The sequence below is a fragment of the Pseudomonas sp. HMWF021 genome (assembly GCF_003061005.1).
GTDB lineage: Bacteria > Pseudomonadota > Gammaproteobacteria > Pseudomonadales > Pseudomonadaceae > Aquipseudomonas.
On record NZ_QAIK01000145.1, the window covers coordinates 80919 to 93810 of the forward strand.

Below are 12892 nucleotides of genomic sequence, written 5' to 3' on the forward strand. Positions count from 1 at the left end.
GATCGCCGCACAAGGCAGGCTTGCCCTGACGGAAAATCCCGGCCTTTTCGAAAGCCACGGACTCGCGGGTATTGCCCAGGTATTCAGCATGATCGACACCAATGCTGGTAACCAGCGCGATGTCGGCATCCACCACATTGACCGTGTCCAGACGCCCGCCCAGACCGACTTCCAGCACCACAGCGTCAAGTTTCGCCTGCTGAAACAGCCAGAACGCCGCCAGGGTGCCCATTTCGAAGTAAGTCAGGGACGTGTCGCCACGCCCGGCCTCGACCGCCGCGAAGGCTTCGCACAGTTGCGCATCAGTGGCCTCGACGCCATTGAGCTGCACCCGCTCGTTGTAACGCAGCAGGTGCGGAGAATTGTAGACACCCACGCTCAGGCCCTGCGCCCGCAGCAATGATGCCACGAAAGCGCAGGTCGAACCCTTGCCGTTGGTGCCGGTGACCGTAATCACCCGAGGCGCCGGCTGGCCCAGTCCCATGCGGGACGCTACCTGTTGCGAACGCTCCAGCCCCATGTCGATGGCCGATGGATGCAACTGTTCAAGGTAGGCGAGCCACTCGCCAAGGGTACGCTCGGTCATACGTTGGCAGGCACCGGTGGAACGACGATTGGCTCGACAGGAGCGGCGACGTAGGTCGGTGTCGGCTGGCCGGTCAGTTGTGCCAGCAGGTTGCCCAGGCGTGGACGCAATTCACGACGATCAATGATCAGGTCGATCGCGCCATGCTCCAGCAGGAATTCGCTGCGCTGGAAACCTTCCGGCAGTTTTTCCCGCACGGTCTGCTCGATCACGCGCGGGCCGGCGAAGCCGATCAGGGCTTTCGGCTCACCGACGATCACGTCGCCGAGCATTGCCAGGCTGGCGGAAACGCCGCCGTAGACCGGATCGGTCAGCACCGAGATGAACGGAATGCCTTCTTCACGCAGTCGTGCCAGCACAGCCGACGTCTTGGCCATCTGCATCAGCGAGATCAGCGCTTCCTGCATGCGCGCACCGCCGGAAGCGGCAAAGCAGATCATCGGGCAACGGTTTTCCAGGGCGTAGTTGGCGGCGCGAACGAAGCGCTCACCGACGATGGCACCCATGGAACCGCCCATGAAGTTGAATTCGAATGCCGAAACCACCACCGGCATGCCCAGCAGGGTGCCACTGACCGAGATCAGCGCATCTTTTTCGCCGGTCTGCTTCTGTGCAGCGACCAGGCGGTCCTTGTACTTCTTGCCGTCGCGGAATTTCAGACGGTCAACCGGCTCCAGGTCTGCACCCAGCTCGTTGCGACCTTCGGCATCCAGGAAGATGTCGATACGTGCCCGTGCGCCGATGCGCATGTGGTGGTTGCACTTTGGGCAAACGTCCAGGGTCTTTTCCAGCTCAGGGCGATACAGCACAGCCTCGCAGGACGGGCATTTGTGCCACAGACCTTCAGGCACCGAGCTCTTCTTGACCTCCGAACGCATGATCGAAGGGATCAGTTTGTCTACTAACCAGTTGCTCATGCTTTCTTTCTCCAGTACCGGCGGCCCGAACGCTCTGGTTCGCAGCCCCGCGTATGCCCTTCAGCTAAATTCATGTGTGTGGCGATGGTCGGTGGAACCCCGCGGTCAGCGCGAAACATGACCTGCGTGCAACTCCAGAAACCCTCAGCCTCGCCTGCTTTGTGCAAGTGCATTGATGGACGGCGGCAGACTGCCAGCCGTCACATCAATATCGGACCCGATACTCTTGCAGGAGCTAGTGAGTGCGCAACCAGGCTGCGATCTTTTGGTGTTGATGTTGTAAAAGCAAGATCAAAAGATCGCAGCCTCGTTGCACTCGTCAGCTCCTACAGGCTCCCGGCGTTCTTGATGGCTCTTAAGAACGCTTGAATTTTTGCGTGATCCTTGATGCCCTTGCTCGCCTCTACCCCGCCACTGACATCGACGGCGTACGGTTTGACCCGGGCCACGGCGTCGGCGACGTTTTCCGGCGTCAGGCCACCGGCCAGGATCAGCGGCTTGCTCAACTGCTGCGGTATCAATGACCAGTCGAACGCCTCGCCGGTTCCGCCAGGCACGCCTTCGACATAGGTGTCGAGCAGCACGCCGCTGGCACTCGGATAGGCATCGACGGCAGCAGCGATGTCGTCGCCGGCCTTGACCCGCAGCGCCTTGATGTACGGACGGTGCCAGCCTTCGCACTGTTCAGCGGTTTCGTCGCCGTGAAACTGCAACAGATCCAGCGGCACGGCATCGAGGATTTCCCCCAGTTCGCAGCGGCTGGCGTTGACGAACAGGCCAACGGTGGTCACGAACGGCGGCAACGCGCGGATGATCGCCCTCGCCTGCTGCACGCTCACTGCCCGTGGGCTCTTGGCGTAAAAAACGAAACCGATCGCATCGGCCCCGGCTTCGACCGCTGCCAACGCATCTTCTAAGCGGGTAATCCCGCAAATCTTGCTGCGAACGGCTGACATGTCGATAAAAACCTCAGGGTAAACACCGGGAAAGTCCCGGATGGTAACAAAAGCTTCCGAGGGCGTCAGCCGTCAAGGCCCGAGAAACCCGTAAGGAAATGTGGCCCGATGAAACGCTCGGGCAACGGAAACTCGTCGTGATACTCGACCTGCACCAGATACAGCCCGTACGGATGCGCGGTGACACCACCGGAACGGCGTTCGCGGCTTTCCAGCACTTCCTTCATCCACTCCACCGGGCGCTCGCCGGCGCCAATCGTCATCAGTACGCCGGCAATGTTGCGCACCATGTGGTGCAGGAATGCATTGGCACGGATATCGAGCACGATCATCTTGCCGTGACGGGTCACGCGCAGGTGGTGCATCTTTTTGATCGGCGACTTGGCCTGGCACTGGCCGGCACGAAACGCACTGAAGTCGTGGGTGCCGATCAGGTATTGCGCCGCTTCAGCCATGCGCTCGACGTCCAGCGGGCGGTGGTTCCAGGTGATTTCTTCGTTGAGATGGGCAGGACGAATCTGATCGTTATAGATCACGTAGCGATAACGCCGGGCGATTGCCTTGAAGCGCGCATGAAAATGCGCCGGCATCACCCGCGCCCAACTGACACTGATGTCGTGGGGCAGATTGATGTTGGCACCCATGACCCAGGCTTTCAGCGAACGATCGACCTGCGTGTCGAAATGCACCACCTGCCCGCAGGCATGCACCCCGGCGTCAGTGCGACCGGCGCATTGCAGGGAGACCGGCGAATTGGCGACTTTCGACAAGGCTTTTTCAAGCTCTTCCTGCACGGTGGCGACACCCGTCAACTGACGCTGCCAGCCGCTGTAGCGCGAGCCTTTGTACTCGACGCCCAGTGCCACGCGGTAAAAGCCTTCAGGCGCCATTTCGGCGACCGGGTTATCTATGTTTGCCAAGGTGGGACAGCCTGCTGAGGTACAAAGGCGGGCATTATAAGGCTGTGAGTCGGGGATGCCAGTTTCGAGATCAAAAGATCGCAGCCTGCGGCAGCTCCTACAGAGGAACGCAATCTCATGTAGGAGCTGCCGCAGGCTGCGATCTTTTGATTTTAAAAAAAACAAACAAAAACGGCAGCCTCAACGGGCTGCCGTTTTGTTTACCGCCGAATCAAGCCAGATGCGAAAGCATTTCCTTGGCTTCGCCCCGCTGCTTCTCGTCACCCTCGGTCAACACTTCGTTGAGGATGTCGCGCGCGCCATCGTTGTCGCCCATGTCGATGTAGGCCTGGGCCAGATCGAGTTTGGTGGCGGCTTCGTCGGTGCCGGCGAGGAAGTCGAAATCGTCTTCACCCAGATCATCACCCATGGCCGCATCGGCTTCGGTGAAGGTCGGTTCGGCGATGCTCTGCGACAGGCGGTCCAGCTCGGCATTGACGTCATTCAGCTCGGCGGCGAACGCGTCCGGCTCGGCCGGGTTGGTGTCCATTTCGTCAGCCAGGGACAGATCGAAATCCGCCGGCAGCTCCAGATCGTCCTGTGGCGCTTCGTTCACCACTGCAGGCTCGACCGGCGACAGGTCTTTCACGCCCTCGTCCAGATCCAGCAGGAAGTCATCGTCCGCCAGGTCAGCCGCCGGGGCCGGCGCAGGCTCGGCACCAAGGTCAAGATCCAGGTCGAAATCCGAGAGGTCGTCGAGATTGTCTTTGATCTCGGTCTGCTGTTGCAGCACCGATTCGAAGCTCAGATCGTCGTCGGCCGGGAATTCATCCAGCTCTACCGGCGCTTCAGGTGCGACGACAGGGGCAGGTTCAACCGGGGTGATGTTGTCGAGATCGTCCAGGCTCAGGTCGAACGCGCTGTCCAGATCGTCCGCCGCAGGAGCAGGCGCCTCAGGCTCGTCGAGCAGCAAATCCTTGACGTATTGCGCGTCCAGCTCGGCCGCGACCGCCGCCGCAGCCAGACCCGCAGCAGCCACCACCGCCATGGCCGGGAAGCGTTTTTTCAGCTCTTCGACCTTGGCGAAATTATCGCCGTTGGCCACCAGTTGACGCTCCTGACCAACGAATGCATCGCGGTCGCCCTGCTGACCGTAGACTTCCATCAGCTTCAGACGCAGATCAATGCGTTGCGGCTCGAGGCTGACGCCCTCCTCCAGCAGCGCGGCAGCCTGATTCAGGCGACCGGCGTTGATGTGCGACTGAGCCTTGTCCAGCACGTCGTCGGAACGCTCGGCAGCAGGCGCGACCAGCGGCGCAGCAATCGGCTCGGCCATCACCACCGGCGCCACAACCGCAGCTGGCGCTGGCGCAGGTGCCGGGGTGTTGAGCTTGACGCTGGCAGCAGGGGTTTCCAGGCCTTCGAAGCTGCTTTCCGGCAGATCCTGCTCGGCAGAGAACGCTTGCTCTTCCGCCAGGGCTCGGGCCATGCGCAGGTGTTTCTCGGCTTCCTGCTGGGCTTTGCGGCGACGGGCCAGCAGCAACAGCAGAAGCAGCAGCACCACGGCACCGCCACCGATCAGACCCAACAGGATCGGATTGGTCAGCAGTTCATTGAAGGTTTTGTCTTCATCCACAACCGGTTTCGGCGCGACGACGGGCGTCTCGGCAGGCGTATCGACCGGTGGGGCAATCGCCGACTCTGGCGTGGGTGCCGCTTCTGGCGGAGTGGCTGGCGGGGTGGCGGCCAGTTCAGCAGTGATCGCCGGGACGGCAGCAGTGGCAGCTGGCGCGGTGGCCGGCCCTTCGGCCTGCATCTTCGCCAACTGGTTGTTCTTCAGTTCGATCAGGCGTTGCAGCTTGTCCAGCTGACTTTGCAGATCGGCCATGCGGCTTTTCAGTTCCTCGTTGTCACGACGGGTCGTGTCGAGGCTTTCCTGAGTGACCGCCAGCTTGTTGCTCAAGGCCTTGGCATCGCCGGCCGGACCTTTGCCACGCGCCTTGGCGCTCTCGGCGGAGACCAGGCTCAGGTTGTCTTTGGCATTCTGGCCGCTGCCGGCATTGCTGCGGCCGCGCTTGGTCGCGTCGAGCTGCTGCTGACCGCTGCCTGGCTTGGCGACATAACGACGGCCCTGACGCCAGGCTTCGTTCTGCGCCGCAACTTCGGCAATGGCTTTGGACTGCGGCAGCGCAGTGCTTTCGACCGAATCCGGCAGACGCAGCACCTGACCGGTTTTCAGCCGGTTGATGTTGCCGTCAATGAACGCATCCGGGTTCAGGGCCTGAATCGCCAGCATGGTTTGCTGCACGGAGCCGCCAGTACGCGCTTTCGCGGCGATTTCCCACAGGGTGTCGCGCGGCGTGGTGGTGTATTGATTCGGGTGCGTGGCGCCGGTGGTCGGTGCGGTGATGGTCTGCGCCGGCGCCGGCTGCGCGGCGGCGTCGGCGGTCTGCGGCGAGAACTTCGACGGATCGAGCAGCACGCTGTAATCGCGCAGCAGACGACCATTGGGCCACATCACCTGCACGAGAAATTTCACCATCGGTTCCGACAGCGGCTTGCTCGACGTCACGCGCAGCACGCTTTTGCCGTTGGCGTTGAGCACCGGGGTGAACGTCAGGTCATTGAGGAAGGCCTGGCGATCAACGCCGGCCTTGGCGAAATCTTCGGGTGAAGCCAGGCTCGGCACCACTTCGGCAGCGGTGAGATCCTTGACGTCGAGCAACTCGATCTCGGCCACCAGCGGCTGGTTCAGGGTCGACTTCAGGGTCAGCTCCCCGAGCCCGAGGGCATGCGCCATACCGGAGGACAGCGCCGAGGCGGCCGCTATTGCTAACACCAGTTTGCGAACTTGAACCATAGCCTCATCCTTTGTTTGAACGTTCCTCGGCCAGCGAGAAGATATTGATTGCCGCTGCCGTAAGGCATTGCGCGCGACGACGACAGACTGCCGCGCGCGATCATTTCTTTGATGCCCCGGAAAGTCCCGGAGGGTGACACGTTATCGAGTGCTCCGGGCAAGCATAGCGCTCACCTAGAATCAGTCGACAAATTGTTGCCAAGTATCTTTTACAGCAGGTCTTTTATCAACAATTCAGCGACCTGCACAGCATTGAGGGCCGCGCCTTTGCGTACGTTATCTGACGTCAGCCACAGATTAAGTTCCGCCATGTCGTCAACGCCGTTGCGCACCCGACCGACATAGACAACGTCCTGCCCCACCGCGTCACCCACCGCTGTCGGATAATCGCCGGCTTCGACCAGCTCAATGCCCGGTGCGTCTTCAAGGGCCGCGTTGACTTTTGCCAGGTCGACCGCGCTCGCTGACTGCAAGGTCACGCTATAGCTATCGCCAAAAAACACCGGGGCTTGAACGCAAGTGGCGGAAATCTTTAATAAAGGCTGCTTCAGTACCTGACGCAACTCGCGCACCAGGCGTTTTTCCAGCAACGTGTGGCCTTGAGCGTCGGGTGTGCCGACCTGGGCCAGCAGGTTGAAGGCCATCTGCCGGTCGAAGAAAGTCGGCTCCAGCGGACGCATGTTCAAAAGCTCGGCGGTCTGCCGCGCCAGCTCGGTCACGGCCTCGCGACCTTGGGCGGACACAGCCAGATTGGCGGTGACGTTGACGTATTGCAGCTCGATCAGCTCAAGCAGCGGCGCCAGCACTACCGCCAGTGCGGTGGCCGAAGGGCTTGGGCTGCTGACCTGGAACGGTGCTTTCAGACCGGCGATCACCTCGGCATTGGCTTCCGGCACCACTTGCGGCGCCTGCTCGGCTGGCAAGGCGCCAGACAGGTCAATCAGCGAGCAACCGGCCGCGTGAGCACGCGCCGCGTAGCTCAGGGAGACGGCAGCGCCAGCGGCGAAGAACACCAGTTTGACCTTGCTGAAATCGAACTCGTCGACTTCGCGCACGCGCACGTTCTTGTTGCGAAACAGCACCGAGCTGCCGGCGGATTCGCTACTGGCCAGCAGGTGCAGGTTACCAACCGGGAAGTCGCGTTCTTCGAGAATCTGTACGAGGGTTTCGCCGACAGTACCGGTGGCGCCGATTACGGCAATATCTAGGGTCTGGGTCATGGTTCTACCTCTGGCGAAACGGGGGAGCGGCACTTTACCGGGTGACTGGCATGCAGGCAATTTCTGTAAGGGATTTGCGGCGTCTGTACCGGCCTCATCGCTGGCAAGCCAGCTCCCACAGTGGTCGGTGTGGGACACAGATGTCTGTACACACCTGAAACCTGTGGGAGCTGGCTTGCCAGCGATGAGGCCAGACCAGACACCGGGAAACCTCAGGCATAAAAAAACCCGCACCTCTCACAAGGCACGGGTTCTTTCATTGCATCAAGCGATCAACGCTCCAGCAAGATCCGCAGCATGCGGCGCAGCGGTTCGGCCGCGCCCCACAGCAACTGGTCGCCGACGGTGAAGGCACCGACGAATTGCGACCCCATGTTCAGCTTGCGCAGACGCCCCACCGGTACGTTCAGGGTGCCGGTCACCTTGGTCGGGCTCAGCTCCTGCATGCTGATGTCGCGGTTGTTCGGCACCAGCTTGACCCAAGGGTTGTGCTGGCTGATCAGCCCTTCGATATCGGCAATCGGCACGTCTTTGTTCAGCTTGATGGTCAGCGCCTGGCTGTGGCAACGCATGGCGCCGATGCGCACGCAGATGCCGTCGACCGGGATCGGGCTCTTGAAGCGGCCGAGGATCTTGTTGGTCTCGGCCTGGGCCTTCCACTCTTCACGGCTCTGGCCGTTCGGCAGTTCCTTGTCGATCCACGGGATCAGGCTGCCGGCCAGCGGTACGCCGAAGTTCTCGGTCGGGTACGCGTCGCTGCGCATGGCTTCAGCCACACGACGGTCGATGTCCAGGATCGCGCTGGCCGGGTCGGCCAGTTGATCGGCGACAGCGGCGTGAGTCGCGCCCATCTGCTTGATCAGTTCACGCATGTTCTGCGCGCCGGCACCGGAGGCCGCCTGATAAGTCATGGCGCTCATCCACTCGACCAGACCGGCTTCGAACAGACCGCCCAGGCCCATCAGCATCAGGCTGACGGTGCAGTTGCCGCCGATGTAGTTCTTGGTGCCCGCGTCCAGTTGCTGGTCGATGACCTTGCGGTTGACCGGGTCGAGAATGATGACCGCGTCATCGTTCATGCGCAGGCTGGAAGCCGCGTCGATCCAGTAGCCCTGCCAGCCGGCCTCGCGCAGCTTCGGGAACACTTCGCTGGTGTAGTCGCCGCCCTGGCAGGTCAGGATCACGTCGAGGGTTTTCAGCTCTTCAATGCTGTAAGCGTCCTTGAGCGGAGCAATGTCCTTGCCCACGGACGGGCCTTGGCCACCGACATTGGAAGTGGTGAAAAACACCGGCTCGATAAGATCGAAATCCTGCTCTTCCAGCATCCGCTGCATGAGCACGGAACCGACCATGCCGCGCCAACCGATCAGACCTACACGTTTCATCGCAACTACACCTTCTTGAAAAGTGGGCCGCTGCTTTGTATTGAATTTCGCAGCGGGCCCGAGAGATTACAGATTCCGCAGCGCGGCGACTACTGCGTCACCCATTTCCTGCGTTCCGACTTTAGTGAAACCGGCCGAATGGATATCACCGGTACGCAGACCTTGATCCAGCACCACGCTGACGGCTTTCTCGATGGCATCGGCCGCATCGTGCAGATTGAAGCTGTAACGCAGCATCATCGACACCGACAGAATGGTCGCCAACGGGTTGGCAATGCCCTTGCCCGCGATGTCCGGCGCCGAACCGTGGCAAGGCTCGTACATGCCCTTGTTGTTCGAATCCAGCGAGGCCGATGGCAGCATGCCGATGGAGCCGGTGAGCATCGACGCCTCGTCGGAGAGGATGTCGCCGAACATGTTGTCGGTGACGATCACGTCGAACTGCTTCGGTGCGCGCACCAGTTGCATGGCGGCGTTGTCGACGTACATGTGGCTCAGTTCGACTTCAGGGTAATCCTTGGCGACCTGCTCGACCACTTCACGCCACAGTTGGCTGGACGCCAGCACGTTGGCCTTGTCCACCGAGCACAGCTTCTTGCCGCGAACCATTGCCATGTCGAAACCGACGCGGGCGATGCGGCGGATCTCGCTCTCGCTGTACGGCAGGGTGTCGTAGGACTGACGCTCACCGTTGTCCAGGGTACGGGTTCCGCGTGGCGCGCCGAAGTAGATGCCGCCGGTCAGCTCACGAACGATCAGGATGTCCAGACCGGCCACGATTTCCGGTTTCAGGCTCGAAGCGTCGGCCAGTTGCGGGTAGAGGATCGCCGGACGCAGGTTGCCGAACAGGCCCAGTTGCGCACGGATCTTCAGCAGACCGCGCTCAGGGCGGATGTCACGCTCGATGGTGTCCCATTTCGGGCCGCCCACGGCGCCCAGCAATACTGCGTCGGCGGCACGGGCACGCTCGAGGGTTTCGTCGGCCAGCGGCACGCCGTGCTTGTCGATGGCGGCGCCACCGATCACGTCATGGCTCAGCTCGAAGCCCAGGCTGTACTTGTCGTTCGCCAACTCCAGCACCTTGACCGCTTCGGCCATGATTTCCGGACCAATACCGTCGCCTGGGAGAATCAGAATCTGCTTGCTCATGCTTTCCTCGTGTCTTCAATCGGTGCGCCACTCAGGGCGCGCCCGGAAAAATTCTTATCGCTCAGCCATCAGCACAATCACATCTGTACTGAACGAGCCGTCGGCATCAATCTCAAAATATTCGCGCACTTCGTTGCCCATCGACTGCTGCAACTGGCGGATCGCCGCGCGCATCACGTCGGGCGTGCGCATGCGCTCGACCCAACTGCTGTATTCCAGACGCAGGCGCTGACGGGTGGTGCTGCGGGTATGCAGCCCGGCCTCGCTGACCTGACGCAACCACTCGCCGGCGGAATAATCGCGCACATGGCTGGTGTCGCGCAGCACCTCGACGCTTTGCAGGTAAGTGTCGAACAATGGGCTGCCCGGTGACAACACGTCGATGAACGCCGCCACACCGCCCGGTTTCAGCACCCGACGCACTTCGCGCAGGGCCACCCCGAGGTCGCTCCAATGGTGGGCCGAATAACGGCTGAACACGAAATCGAATTCGCCATCGGCAAACGGCAGACGCTCGGCGGCGCCGTTGACCGTAGAGATATTGGCAAAACCGCGATCAACCGCTGCAGCGGCGACCACATAGAGCATTTGCTGCGACAGGTCGTAGGCCACCACTTCTTTTACCAGCGGCGCCACATGAAAACTCACATGACCGGCGCCGCAGCCCAGGTCCAGCACCCGCGCCGCGCCCTGCCCGGCCAGTTCAGCCTGCAGCAGCGCGAATTCGGTGCCTTGAGCGTGAACGGCGCTGCTCAGGTAGGCGGCAGCCTGTTCACCGAATTGCTTTTGTACAACCTGAGTGTGCTGGGCGGTGCTGGTCATGGCAGTTTCCTTTCATTTTCAAGATCAAAAGATCGCAGCCTGCGGCAGCTCCTACAGGTTTACGCGGCCCTATGTAGGAGCTGCCGAAGGCTGCGATCTTTTTCGTGTCGCCGCAAATCATTACGCGTCGCGGAACAACCACGGCTGGCTCACACGATGCTTGGCCTCGAACGCGGCAATCGCATCACCGTCCTGCAAGGTCAGACCGATGTCGTCCAGACCATTGAGCAGGCAATGCTTGCGGAACGCGTCGATTTCGAAGCGGTACACCTTGCCGTTCGGACTGGTCACGGTCTGCTCGTGCAGATCGATCTGCAATTGATAGCCCGGTTCGGCCTCGACCTGCTTGAACAATTCATCGACTTCAGCGTCGCTCAGGATGATCGGCAACAAGCCGTTCTTGAAGCTGTTGTTGAAGAAGATGTCGGCATAGCTCGGCGCGATGATGCTGCGGAAACCGTATTCTTCCAGTGCCCACGGCGCGTGTTCACGGCTGGAGCCGCAACCGAAGTTCTCACGGGCCAGCAATACGCTGGCGCCTTGATAGCGCTCGGCGTTGAGCACGAACTCTTTGTTCAATGGGCGCTTGGAGTTGTCCTGATACGGCTGGCCGACATCCAGGTAACGCCACTCGTCGAACAGGTTCGGGCCGAAACCGGTGCGCTTGATTGATTTCAAGAACTGCTTCGGGATGATCTGGTCGGTGTCGACGTTGGCACGATCCAGAGGCGCGACAAGACCAGTGTGCTGGGTAAAAGCTTTCATGCTGCGCTCCTTAGATCAATTCACGAACGTCGATGAAACGACCGTTCACCGCCGCCGCAGCGGCCATGGCCGGGCTCACGAGGTGGGTACGACCACCGGCACCCTGACGGCCTTCGAAGTTGCGGTTGGACGTCGAGGCGCAATGCTCGCCGGACTCCAAACGATCCGGGTTCATCGCCAGGCACATCGAGCAACCCGGCTCACGCCATTCGAAACCGGCTTCGAGGAAGATCTTGTCCAGACCTTCGGCCTCCGCCTGCGCTTTCACCAGACCCGAGCCCGGCACGACGATGGCCTGCTTGATCGTCGAGGCCACTTTGCGGCCCTTGGCGATCACGGCCGCAGCGCGCAAGTCTTCGATGCGCGAGTTGGTGCAAGAGCCGATGAACACGCGATCGAGTTGAATGTCGGTGATCGCCTGATTGGCGCTCAAACCCATGTATTTCAAGGCGCGGACAATCGAGTCGCGCTTGACCAGATCCATCTCTTTGGCCGGATCCGGCACGTTCTGATCAACGGCCAGGACCATTTCCGGCGAAGTGCCCCAACTGACTTGCGGCTTGATCTGTGCAGCGTCGAGCTCGACTACGGTGTCGAACTTGGCATCAGCGTCGGAGACCAGATCTTTCCAGGCTTCAACAGCTTGATCCCACTGCGCGCCTTTCGGCGCGAACGGACGACCCTTGACGTACTCGACGGTCTTTTCGTCCGCTGCCACCAGCCCCACACGGGCGCCGGCTTCAATGGACATGTTGCAGATGGTCATGCGGCCTTCGACGGACAGATCGCGAATCGCGCTGCCGGCGAATTCGATGGCGTGGCCGTTACCGCCGGCGGTGCCGATTTTGCCGATCACCGCGAGGACGATGTCCTTGGCGGTCACGCCGAACGGCAACTGGCCTTCGACGCGCACCAGCATGTTCTTCATTTTCTTGGCGACCAGGCACTGGGTGGCGAGCACGTGCTCCACTTCGGAAGTGCCGATCCCGTGTGCCAAGGCACCGAAAGCGCCGTGGGTCGAGGTGTGCGAGTCGCCGCAGACCACAGTCATGCCCGGCAAGGTTGCGCCCTGCTCCGGGCTGATCACATGGACGATACCCTGACGGATGTCGTTCATCTTGAACTCGACAATGCCGTACTCATCACAGTTGTCATCGAGGGTCTGAACCTGCAAACGCGAGACCTGGTCGGCAATGGCGGCGATGCCGCCCTTGCGCTCCGGCGTGGTCGGTACGTTGTGGTCCGGGGTGGCGATGTTGGCATCGATGCGCCAAGGCTTGCGCCCGGCCAGACGCAGGCCTTCGAAGGCTTGCGGCGAGGTCACTTCGTGGAT

11 protein-coding genes are annotated in these 12892 nt (G+C 61.3%); all 11 read right to left on the reverse strand.

The features are described 5' to 3' along the window. Nucleotides 1-586: Mur ligase family protein (locus DBR18_RS29595; protein WP_256588821.1), on the reverse strand; the 586-nt coding region annotated here is incomplete at its 3' end. After that, nucleotides 583-1503: an acetyl-CoA carboxylase, carboxyltransferase subunit beta gene (gene accD / locus DBR18_RS20530; protein ID WP_041066058.1), complete on the reverse strand. Its 921-nt coding sequence runs from the start codon at nucleotides 1501-1503 to the stop codon at nucleotides 583-585. The genes accD and DBR18_RS29595, both read right to left, overlap by 4 nt. A 326-nt stretch (nucleotides 1504-1829) precedes the next feature. Beyond that, nucleotides 1830-2459, reverse strand: coding sequence for a phosphoribosylanthranilate isomerase (locus DBR18_RS20535; RefSeq protein ID WP_108591681.1), 630 nt, complete (start codon nucleotides 2457-2459; stop codon nucleotides 1830-1832). 65 nt (nucleotides 2460-2524) lie between these two features. Continuing rightward, nucleotides 2525-3349, reverse strand: a complete 825-nt coding sequence (gene truA / locus DBR18_RS20540; protein ID WP_177482412.1) for a tRNA pseudouridine(38-40) synthase TruA — start codon at nucleotides 3347-3349, stop codon at nucleotides 2525-2527. 241 nt (nucleotides 3350-3590) lie between these two features. Then, nucleotides 3591-6218 carry a FimV/HubP family polar landmark protein gene (locus tag DBR18_RS20545; protein ID WP_108591683.1) on the reverse strand — a complete coding sequence of 876 codons (2628 nt, stop codon included), beginning with the start codon at nucleotides 6216-6218 and terminating at the stop codon, nucleotides 3591-3593. A 209-nt stretch (nucleotides 6219-6427) separates the two neighbouring features. Then, entirely contained in the window at nucleotides 6428-7438 is a 1011-nt protein-coding gene (locus DBR18_RS20550; RefSeq protein ID WP_108591684.1) for an aspartate-semialdehyde dehydrogenase, read from the reverse strand. Nucleotides 7439-7710: 272 nt separating this feature from the next. Next, nucleotides 7711-8823 (reverse strand): aspartate-semialdehyde dehydrogenase, encoded by a 1113-nt coding sequence (gene asd, locus DBR18_RS20555; protein WP_003226428.1) that lies wholly within the window; start codon nucleotides 8821-8823, stop codon nucleotides 7711-7713. A 66-nt stretch (nucleotides 8824-8889) separates the two neighbouring features. After that, nucleotides 8890-9972 (reverse strand): 3-isopropylmalate dehydrogenase, encoded by a 1083-nt coding sequence (gene leuB, locus DBR18_RS20560; RefSeq protein WP_108591685.1) that lies wholly within the window; start codon nucleotides 9970-9972, stop codon nucleotides 8890-8892. A gap of 54 nt (nucleotides 9973-10026) precedes the next feature. Then, complete coding sequence (locus DBR18_RS20565) at nucleotides 10027-10794, reverse strand: class I SAM-dependent methyltransferase (protein WP_108591686.1); 768 nt, start codon at nucleotides 10792-10794, stop codon at nucleotides 10027-10029. Nucleotides 10795-10914: 120 nt separating this feature from the next. After that, complete coding sequence (gene leuD, locus DBR18_RS20570) at nucleotides 10915-11559, reverse strand: 3-isopropylmalate dehydratase small subunit (protein WP_007969234.1); 645 nt, start codon at nucleotides 11557-11559, stop codon at nucleotides 10915-10917. Between the two features lie 10 nt (nucleotides 11560-11569). After that, nucleotides 11570-12892 (reverse strand): 3-isopropylmalate dehydratase large subunit (gene leuC / locus DBR18_RS20575; protein WP_108591721.1); only part of this gene is annotated, 1323 nt, incomplete at its 5' end.